Genomic DNA, 18650 nt, shown 5'->3' with positions numbered 1-18650 from the left:
TCTCATTCTCCTTCCTTCTTGATAAGCAATTTATTGCCTTTATATCCAAGAACAATAAAATTCTCACCTTTTTTTATAGGGCTTCCTTGATTAATAACAAACCAATGTGTATCACCAAGAGAAACTTGTTGTTCAACTTGTTCTTCAATTGCAACTGGAGATGTAAATGTTTTTCCCTCTAATGAATTTGAAGGTAATTCACCCCCACTATCCTTTGCAAAAATGCGTCCACGCAATGGATACATCATGCCTAAGATAAGTGTTCCAACAGTAAGAAATACTGCAATTTGAACAGTAACCGAAAAATCTCCTGCCAAGAAATAAGAAACAAGTGCTCCTATTCCAAATCCAAAAATAAGCAGTGTTCCTGAACATAATTCAATCACAATAAAAGCAAGAGAAACAAGAGCCCATACAATTTGCATGGCAATCAATCCATCACCCTCTCTCATTGACTATAGTTAATATATTACACCTTTATATAAACTATAGTCAATAAAAACATTTCAAAAAAGTAGTTATAAATGAATTGACAGAATATTAAAACCCTCCGAAACATAAACCTATATACAAACAATAAAAAACCACTTACTTAAAGAATGTTAATAATAATTAAATACATTTAAACGGTTATTGACATTTGTACAGTAAATAAAAAAGCCATGCAGTTAAGATGGCTTAGTTATATGACCTATAAGGTTTTCAAAATTTCTTTTATCTTATCTCTCTTCTTTTGTTCATTTTCTGTTATATTCTTTATTTCCTCGATTTCCTTTTTATCATTATGCTTTACGATGTATGTATCTGTTTTACTTTTTGCAATCATAGAGGTGTCATCTGTTTGTTTTTCAATTGTCACATCTTTCGCCAAATTTTTTTCTATCTGTGCATGTAGCATACTGTCTTCCATTACAGGTCTAATAATTTGTATACATATAGGACCTAATATCGTGTAAGCCCCTGCTAACATCCATATAAATATAGCAATTCCCTTGTTAAATCTTTTAATTACTCCCCCAATACCAATAATTGCTGTCAGAAAACATATAAAATATGTAAAATCATTCAATGCATTTCCTCCTCTAAAGTTACGTTATATATTTTTTAAAATTTCTTTTGTCTTTTCTCTTTGTCTTTCTTCATCTTGCTTGTTTTTAGTTATGTTTTTTATTAAGTCTATCTTTTTATTTTCATCATAATAAATCTCATAAATTCCTTCTTTGTTTTTTACAATTAATTTATTTTCATTTTTAACATATTCTTTTTGTATGTCTTCCCCGAAAATCTCCACTACTTTTTTTTCCATGTCGCCATATTCAAGCCACATATGACTAATAGGTATCGAAATAGGTGCACTTATTATCATAATAAATGTTACAACGCTAAAAGCTTCACTCTTTGTAAACCAAGCGATTAGAAAACATATAAAAACTATTACTACATAAACAAGAATACTCCCAATTAATTCACTCAATTCTTTTCCCTCCATGTTAGTATTTTTATATTTAACTTTGACTATAGTAAATTTATAATATATATTAACTATAGTCAACGAAAACAAGAAGATAAGGAGCTGATTGACTTGTCAAATCATAAAGTTGTAGAAAAGAAGGTTTTAAACTACGCTTCTTTAGGAGCAAATAGTAATAAATTTTATATTCTCGAATTACGAGAATTAGCAGATGGAACTTATATTGTCCACTCTGAATATGGTCGTGTAGGAAAAGCACCTCAAACCACATCAAAAAACTGTGAGACACTTCCAGTGGCAAAATCCAAGTTTAAAACAACATTAAATCAAAAAATTCGAAAAGGTTATAAAGAAGTAGAATTAGATGTAAGTGGAAATTCTCAGAATACAGTAGAAGTATCAAAAGATACGAAAAAAGAAGATTTGGACAAGGTAAAAGATAAAGTATTGCGTTTTATTGGAACACTTTATAAGTCTTCTACAAGTTACTTAGTAAAATCTATTCAAACACCTTTAGGTGCATTAAGTGGAAACCAAGTTGCAAAAGGACATGCAATTTTAGATAAGATTGAAGCATTGTTAAACTCTCCTAATAAAACAACTAAAGAGTTTGAAATTCTATCCGATGAATTCTACTCGATTATCCCCTTTGTATTTGGAGCAAGAGTTGATTACTCAAACATGATAATTAATTCATTCCAACGATTAAATGACCGTAAAGACTTATTAGGTGTTATTGAATCCGTTGTAAAAGTACAAAATAGTTTAGAAAAAACATTAGATGATAAATACAAGGCTCTCGGTGTGAGTTTAAAAGCTTTATCAAAACGAACAAAAGAATATAAACGAATTGTAGAAAAAGTCATGTCTACAAAAGGACATAACCATCACTTTGATTTCGAGGTGCAGGAAGTGTATGAAGTGGAAGATATGACAGGCTATAATTCTTTTAATCCTTACAACGTTTCAACAATGGAATTATTCCATGGCTCCCGAAACGAAAACATTTTAAGTATTCTACAGAGCGGTTTAAAAGTAAAACCATCGTCTGCGGTTCATACAGGAAGCATGTTTGGTGGGGGTATCTATACTGCGGATTGTTCAACGAAGAGTGCTAACTATTGTTGGGGATTTGGAAGTCGTTCAGACAATGAATCACACTACTTATTCCTTTGTGATGTAGCGACTGGTAAAATCAAAGAATATGATTCTGCTCAATCTCACTTACGTTCTGCTCCTTGGGGATACAACTCTGTAAAAGGTGTGAAAGGTAGACACTTATTACATAATGAATACATTGTTTACAAAGAAAGTCAGGTAAAGATTAGATATATTATTGAATTTAAGGCTAAACGATAAGAGAGAGTTTTTACTCTCTTTTTTTATTTATTAAATCATATATATAAATAAAAAGACCACCTTAAAAAGTGGTCTTTTACCGTTCAATGAAGATGTCCTCATTGATTACATTTATACTATTCTCATGGTTGTATTGAAAAGGTAGAAATCAAGAAACGAGATAGTATAGAGAATCCAAATTCGTTGCATATGACATAGTATTAGATTCTCAATCGTATACATAATTTTTGTACAAGCATTTGGGAAGACAAATACGTTGTACCTATTAAAATTTGAGTTTTTGTGCTTACCGATGTAGAACATTCATCTTATTTGTTTTTTTATTATCATGTTCTTAAGCACAAATTTATAATAACACTTTTTATAGACTATAGTCAATAAAAAAGAAGAGAGTTTTCACTCTCTTCTATCGAACACTTACGCTCTTTACTGTTTGGCATACAACTTGCTGATTTCTATACACTTTGCAAGTAACAGTGTGCTTACCTCTGTACTTTGTTTCATGCGTACTTTCTTTTCCACTTGCGTCATAACTTCTGTTATGCACACTCTCATCACCTGTATTGTTTACAACCCACTTAATGTCTGTATAATCCGTGAAATTCGGTTCAGCAATAAAGGTAACTGGTTTTCCTTTTGGAAGCTTACCTTTAAATGCATTGAGTGGAATACGTTGACCAGATACTAACTCGGTAAATACTTGTACGGTAACTGTTTCCTTTTGAGTGCCTATTGCAGAAGTCATTTCGGCAAACATATCAATTGTTTTTTGGATACGTTCTTCGTTTTTAGGTAGTTGTTCAGCCCAATATGAATGGTTAAAGAAATCATTCCAAGCTTCAATTGCCTTTTCTTTCGTACAATCATCTTCAAACAGTACACTCAGCTTATTGATATAGCTTGTTAACCTACTGTGCAGATTCTTAACTTTTTGTTTGTCTTTCACTGTGTACAATAAAGTTAAATCCGCATTAGTAGGATTATACACTTCTTGGTCTTGTCCTAATCTATCTCGTATATTGCAGATAGTATTATAGAATGTTACATCCAATCTTTCATCTGAAGATACTGATTCAGAAGCTAATACAGACTGAATTAACCCTCCAGGCATAGACCATCCATCTCTTGATTTACAGAACATTTTTAGCAATCTCACAACACTTCTTAGGTTGCTATTAGAAGCTGTATTTTCTGTATTAAACCAATTTGTAATTGCCCATGGGTTTCGACTTCTCCATTCACTGCCACAATGTTCATATTCATACTTGCCATCATCATTTAGGAATCTACGATAAATAGCAAAGTCAATATGATAACCAGATGCATACTCAATTCTGATACAATTCGTTTTTGCTTCTGGTTCAGTACGGAACCCTGAACATTTTCGTTTCAATGCGTCTACCATGATGTTTTTAACTCGTGTCGTAGAATCAGGAATGTTTGATTTGTCAAATATAATAGCGACATCAATATCATATTCGTTTTCATCGTTTTGGGTAACTGTATGCATTGCTACACTACCTTGAATCGCATCATCCACTACCTTGTAAGTTGTATCATGTTCATCGTTGTATTCTTTTAATCCATCTTTTAATCGGTCAATATTTGTGTTCTTTTTCTTAACCAATTCCGACTGTTTTTCCCCTTGCAATACAACATGACTATTGTAAAACGTATTGAATTTTGAACTCAAATTATACATATCCATCCTCCTCTCTATTTTATGGAGCCGTAATAAATGTTCCCTTGTTGCTTTTATTTACAATAAGTCCCCATCTATACGTTGGGTTTTCATACTGATAAGAAACAATTTCAGGCATACTTGTGTCATCTAACAATCTTCCTAATTCAAAAGGTACACAACTTTGAGAAGATATCAATAGATGAACCCTTTGAATAGCATGATTTGATGTCTTTATATCTCTTATCGTATCGTAAATCTTCTTGACGTAACTATCTAATTGGTCTTTTCCGCTAACTAAGTTTTCATTAGGTGCGTCTACCTTTAGTTCTACTACTGGGACATTTCCAAACTGAGACGTATCTTGCGTTGAAATATCAAAAGTAATACTCACTTTTAATACAGCTTCTGTTACTTGCATATTCGCTAACGCTTGTAAATTTGTTTGCAAATTCAGTTTTTCGTAGTTTTTCTTGCTCTTATCTAACTTGTAATACTGCTGTGTAAATTTATTTCGTTCATAGAAATGATTGATTTCATGACCATCTAATATTTTACCTGCATATAAAATAAGCGGAATAGGAGCAATTCCCGTATAACCCCTCTTAACCCTTCTACTTTCATTTTTGAAAGCTTCCAGTTTAGAAACCAACTCTTCAGTAATTTCAGGAATTACATCATGCTCGGTTGCATTTCTTTGTGCTTTCTTGAATCGTTGAATAAATTCAATTTCTCTTTCTTTAAAATCAAATTCATTTAACCCCAGGGATTTTCGATTATTTTCAATTCGATGGTCAGCATACCCATTAATGTTTAATATATAAATACGATTTTTCAATTTATATATATACCAAACACCAAGAGCAACAAAGGCAACCCCTGTAACCAACTGAATGTAGTTTACATCAGTAGCATCGGTTAATGTCTTTGCTTGCGTTTTATCATTTGTTACTTTGATAATTGCCATGACGATTGAATATAACTTATCTACAAGCGTACCAAATGAGCCTGTAATTAAACCCAAGCCAAACGAGATAAACGTATGTCCTCCAAAAGTTTCTACGCCTTTTGTGCGGTTAAAAAGATAAAGAATTATCATAAAGAATGCAGAAACACCTAAAATAATCCCAAATGTTACAAGATTCATAATCTTATTAACCTCCTTCCTTTTAAAATATAAATATCCTTATGTAATAATGTAATTATTACGTTTTTCTATAATAGCAGAGATTCTAACATTTTCCAAAGCAAACGCTTATTGTTTTACACATTATTTTTTAAAAGTAAAATCTATAAAACTATGCAACTTACACACACAACAAATGGTAAAATATAGATATTAAGAAAGGATGTGTTTTGGATGGAGAGTTTTTTAAACAAAGTAGCAAACTACGATATAAAGTTGGAAGCTAAGTCATTAAATTATGAGGGATTACGGAATCATGCTATAACATGGCTTGAAAAGACCTTGCCTGACGCAGAGATGGGCAGTACACCTAATCATAGTGATTGTCCACTGATTACTTTTGAGTTACGTAGCGAACCTACCAGTGATATCTATTCGCACCAGGTAGAATTAGATGTGTACTACAAGATAGACTATACAAAAGAGATACAAATTGATGAAAGAAATGATATCTACTACCGCATCCGTAGTGATATTTCAGGGTATGGGATAGAAGTCGCTTATGTATCAATAAACAATATTAGAAATGCCGAAGAACGAGCAGTAAATATTCTTGAAAACTTTTTGGACTACATGGTAAAACATCATATCCCTTCGTTACAATTAGACTAATTACTTTTTTTCAAGCATCTTTATATAAGTTAAAAGTCCCTATTTTAGGGGCTTTTTTGTTATTATCCCCCATCTTATAATCTAAAATGTAAAGATAAGTTATAAAACAGGTTCTTTCAAAAGATGAATATAAAAGGAGATGTTTATGTTATGAGTATCGTTGTAACAACAAAATCACATTTAAAAAAGGTTCATGAAATTTCAAAGAAATATCCTGCGTTCAGTAGTTTTGTTCCAGAGCAAAGACGTGTATTAGATAATATCCAGAAATACTCTCCTAATGCACATGGAAATGATGTGGCCATTGATTCTGCTGATATGAAATATTTTGAGGTAGAAGCACCCATTGATGCATTGAACAGATTAATGAAGCTATATGGTAGAGATGAAATGATGCCATTAATGAGAAAAATGATGTACTTGTAATTTAAAAGGTGGTTTTTATTATGAAAGAGATGGTATTAATTGATGTGAATGCTTCAGAAGTAGCAAAGCATAACAGATATATTCAATTAACAAAGACAGGCATTAAAACAACAAATAAAAAAGAAGAAGCAACTCCATTTACAGAAGATAAGGCAGTTATATTTACTTCTTATAACAAAAATTTAAAATCAGAAACACGTTAAGAAAAAAGCATGTTAGTATTTATAACTAACATGCTTTTTCTGTTACATATGTAACCCTATCTGTATCGCATCTTGTATTAGGATTTTATTATCTCTCACATACTGAAAAACTTGTTCTTCTTCTACTTGAGATAAGCTATCAAAGGTTTGCTCTCCTTCGCTATCAATCCCTAACCCTTTACTTTTCTCTTCAATTACATTACCTTCTAAATCAACTGTAACTGTAGTAAATGGACTTGAATAAGCTCTCTTACTCATATATTTGTCACTCCATTCCACACTTATCATAATATGTGCAAATCCGTCTTCTTCAAATACACTTACAAATGCAATTCCCATGATTTCCATTTGGTTATCCTCCGTTTAAATATAGCCTTTATGACTACCTCATTTTTATATTTCTCTTATTATACAAAGTTATCATTGGAATTATTTCTCCCTTCTGAACTGCATATAATAGATGAATTTATATAAAACAGGGTCTTCAATTGAAGAGATAAAAAAGGAGAGATTTTTTATGATGAACGAATTTTTAGGACAAGTAGCAAAACATAATGTAGGTTTGAAAGTAGAATGCTTTACAGTATCGGAAATGAGACTTAATGCAATCTCTTTTGCAGGACGTAATTGTAACAAACCTTGCCCAAACTTCGGTGATTATATTTTATTCCATATTGAATTAGGTTCCAAACATGGTTTTGAAGAAGGTGCATCTCTTCAAATGGACGTTTTCCATGACTATGTAGAAGCTAATAAACTTTCAATTTCTTATCGTGTATTTATTGAAGAAAATGGAGAAATCACATTTGATGAATGTGTTTCACTTGAACGAAAAAACGCTGAACAAATTGCTTTAAATGTGTTTTTAAAAGCTCTTGGTATTGCGTTACAACAAGAAAAAATTGAAGAGAAGTTAGCAATGAAAGAAGTTTTAGGAAAATTAACTGATTTAGGAGTAAAACTGGATATTAAAAATACTGATTTTAATCGTCTAAATGATATTGCAACTACATTTATATCTGAAGATGCTTTATCTCCAGAAGACACACCAACATATGGGGGATGTGTACTAATGTCGGTTCAATTAGATAAAGAACACGGTTTTAGGAATCCTGCTCATGTCTATTTAGATGTTTATTATGAAGTGTTAACAGATGGAAAACAGCTAATTGTAGCCCCTGCATACAGAGTATTTTCGAAAGTAGACAGTGTGGTTATCCATGAAGACATCCAATACATTCCTTTCAACACAGAAAGCAATGAACACCATGTTTTAACTGCTTTCATGCAAGTATTAGACAAAATGATTCAAAAAGGAAAAAAAAATAAAGAAAAAATGGCTAAATTCTTATTACATACAGTTGTATTAAGAACAAATACTGGCCTTACTTTTTATGAAGCAAATGATTTAAGTGAAATTGCTGATGAGTGTGATATTGAGGACATTCTTCGTATTTATGCAAAAGGAACCAATATTTCTCATGATGCATTAGCACAAATGCCAGATGACTTAAGAGGAAGATGGTTTATTTCTCATATTCATGATAATAGTGAACATCACGGATATGAATTTACAACTGCAAAAGAAGTGAAAGATATGCTACCTGAATTATTAAAGAACGCACATACATGTGATGGTGATGTTGCTGAAGGTTATGTATTAGTATATCCTCCTCATGCAGTTCTTGTAAGCTTATAATCATAATTAAACCCCTCTCTTTTAAAGACAGGGGTTTTTCTTAGTATTTAAATAACATCGTAATGATTTGCCAACCAGTACCTACAGACCAAAACACTACATGGTCTCCTCTTTTAATTTTTCCACTTTGAATTCCTTTATATAGAGCAATAAACGGGCTACTCGTTCCTGTATATCCAAATTCATCTCCTACATATACAAACTTATGTTTATCTTCTCCTAACTTCTCTTGAATTACCTCAATGTTTTTAAGTGAAAATTGAGAGAAACAATATGAGCCAATATCTTCTTTTTCTAATCCATGTTTTGTTAGTAGAGATTTAATAGATGATACGGCAGGTGGCACACATACAGTTCCGTCAAATGGAATCCAATTAATCTGCATATCTTTTGGTTTGTTTTCTGGATTATATATATTTGATAGTCCACATGCAGGGAATAAAATATTATGAGCATCTTTGCTATCTGTGTAATACATGGAATCAATAAATCCTGTGTTCTTTTCCACTTTTTCTAAAATAATTGCAGAAGAAGCATCTCCATAGTTTGGATAAGTGATTTCATCATCTGGATTACAATGAATCGAGTTATGGTCAGAACCTACAACTAATGCATGTTTTACATTCGGATTAGACATCATGTATCTACACGTTTGTTCCACTGCTACGAGCATTCCTGCACAATTTGAATTGGAATCCATACAAATCGTTTGAGCCTTACCTTGAATCTCTTTATGTACTAAAATCGCATTAGTAGGGAATGTATACTCTGGTGTTTGCGTTGAAAATACAATCATGTCCATTTCTTCTCCTGACATGTTTACCTGTCTTAATACTCGTTTTGTAGCTTCTATTGCCATAGTTAAACCATTTTCATTTTTATCCTCAATAATATATCTACTTTCTCTCCCCATCATTTTTAGAAAGCGAGAAATATCTTTTCCCTTTTCTGCAAAATGTTTTAAATAAAAATCGTTCGTTCTTGCTGTTTTTGGATGATAAATATCAACAGCTTTAATTCTAATGTTTGTCAAAACTATCTCCCCCTTTTATTTTATATATTGAGATTATGTATTTTATTTCATTACAAAACTTTTTATTACAATCATTTGTATGAGTATGCATAAAAAAAGAAGGGCGTCATGCCCTTCTCTCCTTCATCAAACTTCTTTGATTTCGTAATTTGCAAGACCAGTATTTTTTGCTACTCGATTTAATTGCATCTTTAGGATGGTACTTTTCGGAGCAATCTTGAAGATTACCTTTGTAAATCCATCAGCGATATATAATTTATAACAATTCTCCAACATAGGTACTACATCTGCTGATGTTACATTTAGCTTTGTACAGTCTAATTCAATTACATATTCTTTAGGATTAATTCCTGCGATTTTTTGTTTGTAGTCTTTGATGAAGTTCGCTCCATCTTCAGATGACATACTTCCTTCAACAGAAACATGAAATGCTTTTTGAATTCGATTTGCTTGTAATGTATATTTTCCCATAGTAGATATCTCTCCTAAATCTATTGTTTTGAATATTTCTTTATCTGGATTTAATATTATCACCAATATTTTATTAAGTCAATAATATTTTACGAAAAAGATATATTTCATTTACATTAAACCGTTTTCATGTATTTTCTAAAATCAAAATATTCATATACACCCTCATCCTCATCCGTCAAATCTAAGGATAAGTGAGTTATTGCGAACGGAATTTGTATGTATAAATTGTCTTTGAAGAATGATATAGTTCCATCCTTTTTATTATTAGAAATATGAATAATCTTTCCATATTGAAATTGTTTTTCATCATTTATGATAGGTAAGATATCTTCTTCATAATCTAAATCAATACTTCCTCCAACGAATCCCCCATTAATCATCTTATAAGAAAAACCAAAATCGTTATCATATTTATGGATACTAAAATAAATCACTCCAAGTTTTAATTCCCCCGATTCAGTTGCATTACATAAGTTAATCATCTATATAGCTCCTATCATTCATTATGAAGGTAAATAATACTTTGTTTCTTGCATACTAACTACATACGGTAAATCTTTTACATAATCTATATATCTATTGTCTATCAATACTTCAAAGAGAACTGTTTTCTTATCTGCTGATTCTACTACATCAGACATAGAAATTCCTCTTCTGTCTGAATACTCTTTGAACTCTTCCACATTCTTTTTATTTATTCGGATTGTCATTTCAGATTGATATTTAAACATACCTTCTTTTTTGTCCTCTGTCATGATAATATCAAGCCCACGTTTTTCTCTGACATACTCCCAATTCACTCTGCTTTTAATGAATTGTGCTATAGAACGTGTTAATTCGAAATAATCCATTCTTCTTTCACAAGCCCGTTTGCTAATCATACAACCATCTTCACCCGCAAAGACAGGTAATGAGAATACCTCTGTTTTCTTGTCTTTATCATCAATGACACATAAAACAACTTCATACACTATGCCCACAAAACACTCATCTGCATCAGATGTTCTCATTCTGGCATTAACCTCAATACAAGTTATATTTGAATCATATAGATATCTATTGATTGCATTTAAACCATCTTGTACTTTATCAATGCTATTATTGAAAACTGTATCGTTTTTAAATTCCGTTAGTTTTTTCTGATATCCCTTCAAAAACTCTACTTCTTCTTCCAATAATTCTTTTTCCTTTTTGACTTCTAAATACGATTTCTTATATGAACGAAACATCTTACTTTACTCCTTTTTCTAATTTTCTTTCATTCCATAACTTTGCATTCATTTTGATTTCATCTATTGTTGTTACTTTGTCATGAGTTATATATCTTTTGTCTTCATCTTTCTGAATAAGGACAATGTTTTCATTAATAACCTCAATAACTTCATATTCGAAATCTCTTTGAATGTCAGGAAGTACCTTAGGTAACTCTGGATGATTTTCTGCAAAACCTATCATGAGATTTAATGTTAAATCACTATTGTTTGTGATAAAAACTTTATCTCCTAAACTTAAAGAGAGCTCTTTAATCTCTTCGTCTATTAATCTCGCATAGATATTTACAGAATCTACTCGAATATAATAATGTTCGAATGTTTTTTCTTTTACTCCGTACTTCTGCACTAATTCAACTTTATCCGCATTTCCTGCTATGAACAGAATTTCTTGCAGTGCCCCATTAACCTCTTTTAAGAATCTTGCCCCCACACCCGAATAAACTTCAATGACATCACAATCAACACGTCCTTGATAGCCAAATAAAACATATTTAAAATCTGTTATGACCTTCTTTTCACCTTGTTTTAACATCGCCATACTAATTTCTCTCCCCTTTATTCTTTAATTGGTTAGATTCATATAAAAACAATTGTTTGTTTAAGTAAAATACACATTTTATAGCTTCCTTTATCTCTTCTTCACTGAATTTCATTTTTTGCATACAATCCTTACAAAGTAGAGATTGTTTAAATTCTTCATCTGAGTCTAAATTCATAGGTTGTTTTTTATTGCAATTGGGACAAAATACGTAAAACCTTAAATCAATTAGTCCCTTATTATCTGATAACCCTAAAAATAATCGAATACATTCTTTTTCTGGTAATCCCGTTGATTTAGAGAGTCGAATTGGACAAATTTTGTTATAACCTATATATATTTCTTTTCGAATATACACTTCTAACATTGGAATAAATAAGTTTGGTGGATACTCATCCCTAAGAACTTCATTTTCCTCAAAGGATATATTTAATTGTTTTAAAAGCATAAAAACACCTCTTTTGTATTGACTATAGTAAATTATAACATTATTATTATGATTGCGAAATGTCTAAATGAAACAATTATACACCCCCTTATAAAGCACTATAATATAAGGTATTTAATAGACATGGAATTTTAAAAAATCAATTTAAAAGGAGAAAATGATATGTTTTCATTAGAGCAATTAAATGAATTAAAAAAATCGAATAAAGGGAACGAAATAGTAGAGGAATTGATTGTAAATATTGAGGTTTTACACGAAAGACTGAAATATGCTCATCGTTTTGCAAGACGAGACGATTGTTACGATGCTCCTTATGTAGAGGAAACATTGAGCGAAATGGATGGAGAAGGAATCGAGTTTAGTGAAGAACGAATGAAGAGATTAGCTAAAGAGGATGCTTTTATTAAGTCTCAGGTAGAAAGATTAAGTCTTGAGATTGTTTTTAATGCTTATGTCTTAGGTGATTTAAATATGGAACGTATCTATAAAAGTTTATAACAAAAAAAGAAGCTGTTTTTTTACAGCTTCTTTTTTACATTAACCATTAATCTACAAAACTGCATAGGTAATGCTATGTGTTTATGCTTTCTTCAATTCTTTCTTTAAATACAGGAGGTATAAATCTGCAATAGGGAACATAAGTAACAAGGACCACTTCAATGCCGTAACTGTATCACCTTGATTTTGGTTCAACTGTCCCAAAATAGCCCATTCATATATCCACCATCCTACAGATAAACAAGTCAATGCACCGATGTAAGATAACAGAAACCCGATAATGTACAAAGAAATTACATACTCGTCATGTATATAACTTTTTAATCCAATCATTATCTTAAATCGAAGAATAATTCCTTTTATTAGTAGGTAAAACATTTTCATTTTGATTCATCCACCTTTGTTTAAGTTATGAAGCTAACTTTAACCCTTTATGCATTTTCAACTTATGTACGATATCTATGAAAGCAAATCGGTGTTCTTCTTTCAGAAAATCCAAATTGTTGTTTTTATAGTGAAAGAGCATGTACTGTGCCAACAACACATAAAAATCATCCTCGTATTTTACAATGAAGGGTTCCAACCTCTCTTCTTTTAAAAACCATGGCATAAGCCTTATATAACACTCTTGAATAAAATGCAGGGCATATTCGGGATGCCTCTTCTCCCTACTTTCAAGAACGGACCATTCCAAAGAAACAAAACCAAAGAATTCTAATAAAACTTTATTTATTTGAGGTTCAAGGAATCTAAACTTCATTGTGTTTGATAAAACAGGTTCTATCAGCTCAACTTCCTCTAATTTTCTCTTTTCAAAAAACTTATCAATCATTACCGCACCTCTTTTTCATTAACTATAGTCAATAATAACATATTCAAATAAAAAAAGCATGTCTTTATAAACATGCTTTTTATCAAGATATTTAATTTAAAATAGTGAAATCTAAATCAATAAATATTTTCTGCAATTCTGATTTGTATTTTTCATTACCTGATTTTACAAAGACATATTTAAAGACACTCGTAAAAAATTTAATTCCATGACTTTTGAATTGTGGACATTCTAAAATCATGGGTGAATCGTTTAAATATTCTTCTATTATATTTGTATTTTTTGAACCAATTCCGATGTTATACCCATTATGCGTTCTTGTTATTTCTTCTATACCACTCATTGGACGAGTGAAGTGAAATTTAACAAGAACGTCAAATTCCCTTAATAAAAGTTCATCATCCCACTTTAGGTCTTTTTGAATCTCGTCAAATGTATAAACTAAATCATTATTTTTGTCCCCCATACTCGAATTTAGTAAAATTGCATACATTAGCTCTCTTGCCCTTGGATTTATTCGACTTAATATATTTCCAAATTCATTTATGTTTGCATCAACAACTTTGCTATTAATCCTTTTACGATTAAGACCAGTTAACATAAATGTTAACCCAAAGTAGTGTTCCCTTTCATGAAATACTGGTTTATATGAATTGTATTCAAATTTTAATTCTTTTTTCATATATTCATTGATTAACTTTAATTTATCTAAAGATAATTTCTCAATTTCTTTGCCAATGTCTACAATGTCAATAACATTTAACTCAAACGTTTCAAATTTAGGTAATTTATAATATTTCTTTTTTTCTCCAATCATAAATACATTCAATATCTTAAATTTTTTATCCCAATCATATTTTTGAAATTTACTTGTACAATCTAACACTTTATCTTTGGTATTTGTTGATGTAATTTGATAACTCACACCTGCTTTTTCATCCCCTAAATCTATACTTGGAGCATTTGTATCCTCGTAGTTTAAATTTTTTAAATTTAAATCATATATGATGTTAAACAAATCACAGAAAAAGGTTTCTGCTCTTACGTTTTCAACAATAGTGTTTGCTTTTGTATCCAATTTCAATTTTATTGCAATCCTTGCTAATTCATCAGTTATTTCATTTATCACGTCTGTTCTAACAAATAGTGCCATATGAGTTCACTCCACTAAATAAATTTTCATTTAATTTATTGTATCCTCCACTAAAACAAAAGGAAACTCATATGAGTTTCCTTAATTTAATACTGTGAAATTTAAATTTAAAATTAATTTTTCAAAGTATTCATCTAATTGTTTTTTATTTTTACTTTTTGTTTTTAAAAAGTCATATAACATATTAAACCATTCGTTTCCATCCTTACTATAGGAAAGGCACAACAAATATTTATTGTAACACTCCCAATCATCAATGTCCCTAATTATATCTATTATATCCATTTCGTTTTTTACATCAACCCAACCTTTCCTTCTCAATATGTTTAATTCTTTAATGAATATATCTTCACTCCATTTAAGTCTTTTTAAAATGTCATAAGAATCAAAAGAAATCCCTCCATCTTCAACATCAACAGACTTCATCATGATGGCATAAATAAGCGTTCTTGTTGTTCTATCTAAATCACTTAACTCTTCAGAAAACTGATTAATTATTTTCTTACCTGTTTTTCGGTATTCACTTATAAAATACTTTTTTAAGAATTTTGAATACGTCCCTTTTTTTAATTGAACGTCTATATATTCATCATTATTTTTCAATAACGGTCCCTCAGATATTAAATATTTCAATATTTTTTCTTGTTTTGGATACGGTAATTTACATATTTCTTTTATAATTTGGGGTATGTCAATTATGTTATCTAAATCGAAATCATACTCTGGAAAATCTTTATATGTTTTCTTTGTGCCAATAATAAATATATATAAGCTATCATATACTTCATTCCACTTGAATTTTTTAAATTTATGTAATGATTCCTTGATTTTTTCTCTATCATTTCTTGAGGTTATTTGATAGCAAACTTTAGCCTTTTCATCTCCTAAATCAATGCCTGGTGTATTTTGAATTTGGTCATTTAAATTCTTTAACTTGTATCCATACATTAAATTAAAAAGTCCAGAAAAAAACATTTCTGCATCTTTATTATCATCCGTATAGTCTAATTTATTTTCAATTTCTATAATTGTTTTAATTACACCTAATTGATAAGCAAAATCCTTTTTTAAATTCTTTTGAAAGGTTTTCAATTTGCACCATTCCTTTTCGAATATAAAGAGCATACAGAATAACCCTGTATACTCTTCATTTTGTTATTAATAATGTGAATTCTCCATTCTATACTTAGCAAATTCGAATGTCTCATAGCTAATTGGATATCCGAGTTCTTTCACCTCTACTATTACTTCTTTTTCTATTATCTCATCCTTATCTAAAACCTGTAAAACAAATACTTTTTCTTCTTCATTACTATTTATATATTTACAAACTTTATTTTCTCCATCTACTTCCCGAATCATAAAAGGTTTTTCTTCTAAAGAAAATTTAGCTTTATTCATTTTAAAGAAATCCCAATCGAATTCTCCATCCTTGATTCGACCAAATTTAGAAAAATCATTATCTCTCATGTAGTACCCTTCCACAGTACCACCTAAAGCACCCATTTCATACCCAAAACATTGACAAAGGGTAGCAAAATCACATGTAGGTGATAAGTCGCAAGAACCACAGCAACGATTATCTTGAAAAACTGGACATTGATTTTCTTCTAAAGGGATTCGAAACGCCTCTCTTCTTCTTTCGTTACGTCTTCCCAAGCTTGTACACTCGAATACTTCTCTTTTCCGTAAACCATGCTTTTCATCATGCTTATCCACAATTCTTCTCAACATATTAATTAATACACTCATTTTCATTTCCTCCTAAAATCAATTCAAATAAATACCTGTTTTTTTATCTTCCAGACATTATATGCAATAAGCATTAAATCTAAAAGTTTATAGGTATGAATAATAGAATACAAATAGAGAAAAACAACTATATTGATAAAAACAAAGAAAAAAGGAGTGTTTTATATGGAAAAGATTATTTCCACAACAATCTCTTTGCTCTGTAGTTTATATACTTAATATGCACTAACAAGGAATATTGAAGATATAAATCACCCTTCAGAAAAAGTTTATATCATTAAAGGTAGTGTATCTATTGTTAGCACATTATTTGCGTGGTTAACATTAAACAAGCAATTCATTCTATTTATAATCGTGTAAAAGAGGTGACACTATGATATTTAATATCTTTATTTTTGTTTTAGTAGTAACCATTATGTTTTATGGAGTTTTTCTTTTCATTATCGCAACTCCATGTTTAGGGTCTTTTAATAGACCTCTTATGATGAAGTCTCTAATCATAATGGTTTTTTCGTTATCATTTGGAATTATCTATATGTTTTTCATGAGTGGATTAATAACATAGACTTAATACAAGAGCAGGTTTTCACCTGTTCTTTTTTACTATCTACAATTGTCAGACATTTTTTGAGAAAATTAAGTTTTTCGAATATTTATTTTACTAAAAACTGGTTTATTGATATGATTTAATTACAACATTTGGGAAGAGGGGATTTTATGAACACTAAGTTTTTGACCCAAGAAGCTTTGGCTAAACTCTTAGATGAATGGTATAGAGAGATAAAGAAACAAAATGTCGATATGGCCACGAAATTACGAGAAGAAGTAGTTGGATATGTCAAAAATAATAAGTTGAGTGAAACATCTCAATTCCATTATCACTTAATCTCATTTCGCCATCAGGTTCTAACGGATGGAATTCATATCGGGCAAGACTCATTTGATAAAATCAATGAGTTTCCAGTTCCTTCAGATAACGTATTATCCTACTATTATCACCTATTCAAGGCGATTTACTGCACTTTCTTATTGAACATAAAAGAAGCTCATTATCATTTTGATGAAGCATCTTACCTCTTAGAGAGTATTTCGGATGAATTAGAAAAGGCAGAGTTCTATTATCGAACTGCTGTATTGTATCACCATAATAACCAATCTATGTTGGCAATTAAAAATACATTAAAGGCGAAAGAAATTTATGAACAATATCCAGGGAACGAATTGAATATAGCATCCTGCGAAAATGCATTTGCCTCTACATGTGTTTTGTTGCAACAATTTGAACAAGCTGAAGAGAGCTACAATACCGCTATTACTCTATTGCAAAAAGCAAATAAAGATGATTTAGTTCTACGTATTCGAAATAACTTAGGTTGGCTTTATGCGAGTCAAAACCTATCTGAATTGGCAATACGTCACTTATCTGAAGTATCAGAGAACATACCGAATCATTTTAAAGCTATTTTTCTACAAGCCAGAGAGTATTACAAATTAAATGAACTGACAACAGCAGGGTCATTTATTGAAAAAGGTTCTTCTATCTGTCACCAGTTAGGAAATGAAGAATATAAATGGCATTTTGCTATTTTAAAAGCATTAACAAGTGGAGCTTCTATTGAAGAGACCGATGAAGTGGTGTCGTTAGGACTTACTTATTTTGAAAAAGAAAGTCTATGGGAATATGTAAATGAATATAGTGAAATGTTAGCAGTGAAATACTACAGTGTAGAAAATCATCAAAAAGCTTCTCATTATTTCTTTAAAGCACATGAAGCGAAAAAAGAATTGGATAAAAAAGGAGCGTTACAATGATGAAAAAAATCAAAATTGCCCTATTAGGTTTTGTATCTGTAGCAGTATTATCAATTGGATTAAATTCTGGAACCGAAACACAAAAAGCTTCCTCTGTTTCCGAAAATCCAACTCATGTTATTTACTACTCACATGCTGATGTTTGGTAAGTTATGTTCCTAACATAAAAAGGAGATAGATTTTGTCTACCTCCTTTTTA

The 18650-nt window shown here is 30.6% G+C and carries 25 protein-coding genes; 8 read left to right on the top strand and 17 right to left on the bottom strand.

Annotated features, from left to right (window positions below):
* Positions 1–2: 2 nt before the first annotated feature.
* From MHB52_RS31465 to MHB52_RS31455, 3 genes are all read right to left on the bottom strand, one after another.
* Positions 3–425 carry an NfeD family protein gene (locus tag MHB52_RS31465; RefSeq protein ID WP_061662824.1) on the bottom strand — a complete coding sequence of 141 codons (423 nt, stop codon included), beginning with the start codon at positions 423–425 and terminating at the stop codon, positions 3–5.
* Positions 426–691: 266 nt separating this feature from the next.
* Positions 692–1069: a hypothetical protein gene (locus MHB52_RS31460; protein ID WP_061662522.1), complete on the bottom strand. Its 378-nt coding sequence runs from the start codon at positions 1067–1069 to the stop codon at positions 692–694.
* A 24-nt stretch (positions 1070–1093) separates the two neighbouring features.
* The gene (locus MHB52_RS31455) at positions 1094–1474 is read right to left on the bottom strand and encodes a hypothetical protein (protein WP_061662523.1); all 381 of its coding nucleotides are present in this window, start codon (positions 1472–1474) and stop codon (positions 1094–1096) included.
* Positions 1475–1582: 108 nt separating this feature from the next.
* Between MHB52_RS31455 and MHB52_RS31450 the strand changes: the two genes are divergently transcribed.
* A complete protein-coding gene (locus tag MHB52_RS31450) occupies positions 1583–2830 on the top strand; it encodes a WGR domain-containing protein (RefSeq protein ID WP_253703123.1) in 1248 nt (415 codons plus the stop codon).
* A 406-nt stretch (positions 2831–3236) separates the two neighbouring features.
* Here MHB52_RS31450 and MHB52_RS31445 read toward each other — a convergent pair whose 3' ends face one another.
* On the bottom strand, positions 3237–4532 hold the full coding sequence (locus MHB52_RS31445) for a nucleotidyltransferase (protein WP_253703126.1): 1296 nt from the start codon (positions 4530–4532) through the stop codon (positions 3237–3239).
* Between the two features lie 19 nt (positions 4533–4551).
* Entirely contained in the window at positions 4552–5658 is a 1107-nt protein-coding gene (locus MHB52_RS31440) for an SAVED domain-containing protein (protein WP_061662526.1), read from the bottom strand.
* A gap of 213 nt (positions 5659–5871) precedes the next feature.
* On the opposite strand from MHB52_RS31440, the gene MHB52_RS31435 reads away from it, so the two are divergent.
* From MHB52_RS31435 to MHB52_RS31425, 3 genes are all read left to right on the top strand, one after another.
* Entirely contained in the window at positions 5872–6309 is a 438-nt protein-coding gene (locus MHB52_RS31435; RefSeq protein ID WP_061662527.1) for a hypothetical protein, read from the top strand.
* Between the two features lie 150 nt (positions 6310–6459).
* Positions 6460–6735 carry a hypothetical protein gene (locus MHB52_RS31430; RefSeq protein ID WP_240522590.1) on the top strand — a complete coding sequence of 92 codons (276 nt, stop codon included), beginning with the start codon at positions 6460–6462 and terminating at the stop codon, positions 6733–6735.
* Positions 6736–6755: 20 nt separating this feature from the next.
* Positions 6756–6938: a hypothetical protein gene (locus MHB52_RS31425; protein WP_061662529.1), complete on the top strand. Its 183-nt coding sequence runs from the start codon at positions 6756–6758 to the stop codon at positions 6936–6938.
* A gap of 42 nt (positions 6939–6980) precedes the next feature.
* Here the strand turns inward: MHB52_RS31425 and MHB52_RS31420 are convergent, their stop codons facing one another.
* Positions 6981–7286 carry a hypothetical protein gene (locus MHB52_RS31420; RefSeq protein WP_253703128.1) on the bottom strand — a complete coding sequence of 102 codons (306 nt, stop codon included), beginning with the start codon at positions 7284–7286 and terminating at the stop codon, positions 6981–6983.
* A 169-nt stretch (positions 7287–7455) separates the two neighbouring features.
* Here MHB52_RS31420 and MHB52_RS31415 point away from each other — a divergent pair, with 169 nt between their 5' ends.
* Complete coding sequence (locus MHB52_RS31415; protein ID WP_061662530.1) at positions 7456–8637, top strand: hypothetical protein; 1182 nt, start codon at positions 7456–7458, stop codon at positions 8635–8637.
* A 40-nt stretch (positions 8638–8677) separates the two neighbouring features.
* Here MHB52_RS31415 and MHB52_RS31410 read toward each other — a convergent pair whose 3' ends face one another.
* The 6 genes from MHB52_RS31410 to MHB52_RS31385 form a co-directional block, all read right to left on the bottom strand.
* A complete protein-coding gene (locus tag MHB52_RS31410; protein WP_061662531.1) occupies positions 8678–9670 on the bottom strand; it encodes a 3-oxoacyl-[acyl-carrier-protein] synthase III C-terminal domain-containing protein in 993 nt (330 codons plus the stop codon).
* 126 nt (positions 9671–9796) lie between these two features.
* On the bottom strand, positions 9797–10141 hold the full coding sequence (locus MHB52_RS31405) for a hypothetical protein (RefSeq protein ID WP_061662532.1): 345 nt from the start codon (positions 10139–10141) through the stop codon (positions 9797–9799).
* A gap of 116 nt (positions 10142–10257) precedes the next feature.
* Positions 10258–10626 (bottom strand): hypothetical protein, encoded by a 369-nt coding sequence (locus MHB52_RS31400; protein WP_061662533.1) that lies wholly within the window; start codon positions 10624–10626, stop codon positions 10258–10260.
* A 21-nt stretch (positions 10627–10647) separates the two neighbouring features.
* On the bottom strand, positions 10648–11373 hold the full coding sequence (locus MHB52_RS31395; RefSeq protein ID WP_061662534.1) for a hypothetical protein: 726 nt from the start codon (positions 11371–11373) through the stop codon (positions 10648–10650).
* 1 nt (position 11374) lies between these two features.
* A complete protein-coding gene (locus tag MHB52_RS31390; RefSeq protein WP_061662535.1) occupies positions 11375–11956 on the bottom strand; it encodes a hypothetical protein in 582 nt (193 codons plus the stop codon).
* A 1-nt stretch (position 11957) separates the two neighbouring features.
* A complete protein-coding gene (locus MHB52_RS31385) occupies positions 11958–12404 on the bottom strand; it encodes a hypothetical protein (protein WP_061662536.1) in 447 nt (148 codons plus the stop codon).
* A gap of 162 nt (positions 12405–12566) precedes the next feature.
* Between MHB52_RS31385 and MHB52_RS31380 the strand changes: the two genes are divergently transcribed.
* A complete protein-coding gene (locus MHB52_RS31380) occupies positions 12567–12902 on the top strand; it encodes a hypothetical protein (RefSeq protein WP_061662537.1) in 336 nt (111 codons plus the stop codon).
* Between the two features lie 81 nt (positions 12903–12983).
* Here the strand turns inward: MHB52_RS31380 and MHB52_RS31375 are convergent, their stop codons facing one another.
* The 5 genes from MHB52_RS31375 to MHB52_RS31355 all read right to left on the bottom strand — a co-directional run bounded on the left by MHB52_RS31375 (position 12984) and on the right by MHB52_RS31355 (position 16639).
* Positions 12984–13286, bottom strand: a complete 303-nt coding sequence (locus tag MHB52_RS31375) for a hypothetical protein (RefSeq protein WP_061662538.1) — start codon at positions 13284–13286, stop codon at positions 12984–12986.
* Between the two features lie 25 nt (positions 13287–13311).
* Positions 13312–13734 (bottom strand): hypothetical protein, encoded by a 423-nt coding sequence (locus tag MHB52_RS31370; RefSeq protein ID WP_061662539.1) that lies wholly within the window; start codon positions 13732–13734, stop codon positions 13312–13314.
* A 91-nt stretch (positions 13735–13825) separates the two neighbouring features.
* Positions 13826–14887 carry an SMEK domain-containing protein gene (locus tag MHB52_RS31365; RefSeq protein WP_061662540.1) on the bottom strand — a complete coding sequence of 354 codons (1062 nt, stop codon included), beginning with the start codon at positions 14885–14887 and terminating at the stop codon, positions 13826–13828.
* A gap of 81 nt (positions 14888–14968) precedes the next feature.
* On the bottom strand, positions 14969–15979 hold the full coding sequence (locus MHB52_RS31360; RefSeq protein WP_253703130.1) for an SMEK domain-containing protein: 1011 nt from the start codon (positions 15977–15979) through the stop codon (positions 14969–14971).
* Between the two features lie 66 nt (positions 15980–16045).
* Positions 16046–16639 (bottom strand): hypothetical protein, encoded by a 594-nt coding sequence (locus tag MHB52_RS31355; RefSeq protein WP_242297535.1) that lies wholly within the window; start codon positions 16637–16639, stop codon positions 16046–16048.
* Positions 16640–17356: 717 nt separating this feature from the next.
* On the opposite strand from MHB52_RS31355, the gene MHB52_RS31350 reads away from it, so the two are divergent.
* The gene (locus MHB52_RS31350) at positions 17357–18451 is read left to right on the top strand and encodes a tetratricopeptide repeat protein (protein WP_061662544.1); all 1095 of its coding nucleotides are present in this window, start codon (positions 17357–17359) and stop codon (positions 18449–18451) included.
* A complete protein-coding gene (locus MHB52_RS31345) occupies positions 18448–18600 on the top strand; it encodes a Phr family secreted Rap phosphatase inhibitor (RefSeq protein WP_253703132.1) in 153 nt (50 codons plus the stop codon). Before MHB52_RS31350 ends, MHB52_RS31345 begins: the two co-directional genes overlap by 4 nt.
* Positions 18601–18650: the final 50 nt, after the last annotated feature.

This window comes from Bacillus sp. FSL K6-0073 (assembly GCF_038006085.1).
GTDB classification, from domain to species: Bacteria; Bacillota; Bacilli; order Bacillales; family Bacillaceae_G; genus Bacillus_A; species Bacillus_A cereus.
This window is presented reverse-complemented; position numbering and strand designations above follow the sequence as displayed.

Coding starts and splice junctions, on each gene's coding strand:
- MHB52_RS31355 (WP_242297535.1), bottom strand. CDS start 16,639: ATGAGTGTATTAATTAATATGTTGAGAAGAATTGTGGATAAGCATGAT.
- MHB52_RS31425 (WP_061662529.1), top strand. CDS start 6,756: ATGAAAGAGATGGTATTAATTGATGTGAATGCTTCAGAAGTAGCAAAG.
- MHB52_RS31440 (WP_061662526.1), bottom strand. CDS start 5,658: ATGAATCTTGTAACATTTGGGATTATTTTAGGTGTTTCTGCATTCTTT.
- MHB52_RS31365 (WP_061662540.1), bottom strand. CDS start 14,887: ATGGCACTATTTGTTAGAACAGACGTGATAAATGAAATAACTGATGAA.
- MHB52_RS31435 (WP_061662527.1), top strand. CDS start 5,872: ATGGAGAGTTTTTTAAACAAAGTAGCAAACTACGATATAAAGTTGGAA.
- MHB52_RS31445 (WP_253703126.1), bottom strand. CDS start 4,532: ATGTATAATTTGAGTTCAAAATTCAATACGTTTTACAATAGTCATGTT.
- MHB52_RS31380 (WP_061662537.1), top strand. CDS start 12,567: ATGTTTTCATTAGAGCAATTAAATGAATTAAAAAAATCGAATAAAGGG.
- MHB52_RS31415 (WP_061662530.1), top strand. CDS start 7,456: ATGATGAACGAATTTTTAGGACAAGTAGCAAAACATAATGTAGGTTTG.
- MHB52_RS31420 (WP_253703128.1), bottom strand. CDS start 7,286: ATGGAAATCATGGGAATTGCATTTGTAAGTGTATTTGAAGAAGACGGA.
- MHB52_RS31400 (WP_061662533.1), bottom strand. CDS start 10,626: ATGATTAACTTATGTAATGCAACTGAATCGGGGGAATTAAAACTTGGA.
- MHB52_RS31345 (WP_253703132.1), top strand. CDS start 18,448: ATGATGAAAAAAATCAAAATTGCCCTATTAGGTTTTGTATCTGTAGCA.
- MHB52_RS31385 (WP_061662536.1), bottom strand. CDS start 12,404: ATGCTTTTAAAACAATTAAATATATCCTTTGAGGAAAATGAAGTTCTT.
- MHB52_RS31395 (WP_061662534.1), bottom strand. CDS start 11,373: ATGTTTCGTTCATATAAGAAATCGTATTTAGAAGTCAAAAAGGAAAAA.
- MHB52_RS31370 (WP_061662539.1), bottom strand. CDS start 13,734: ATGATTGATAAGTTTTTTGAAAAGAGAAAATTAGAGGAAGTTGAGCTG.
- MHB52_RS31375 (WP_061662538.1), bottom strand. CDS start 13,286: ATGAAAATGTTTTACCTACTAATAAAAGGAATTATTCTTCGATTTAAG.
- MHB52_RS31390 (WP_061662535.1), bottom strand. CDS start 11,956: ATGGCGATGTTAAAACAAGGTGAAAAGAAGGTCATAACAGATTTTAAA.
- MHB52_RS31465 (WP_061662824.1), bottom strand. CDS start 425: ATGCAAATTGTATGGGCTCTTGTTTCTCTTGCTTTTATTGTGATTGAA.
- MHB52_RS31430 (WP_240522590.1), top strand. CDS start 6,460: ATGAGTATCGTTGTAACAACAAAATCACATTTAAAAAAGGTTCATGAA.
- MHB52_RS31405 (WP_061662532.1), bottom strand. CDS start 10,141: ATGGGAAAATATACATTACAAGCAAATCGAATTCAAAAAGCATTTCAT.
- MHB52_RS31350 (WP_061662544.1), top strand. CDS start 17,357: ATGAACACTAAGTTTTTGACCCAAGAAGCTTTGGCTAAACTCTTAGAT.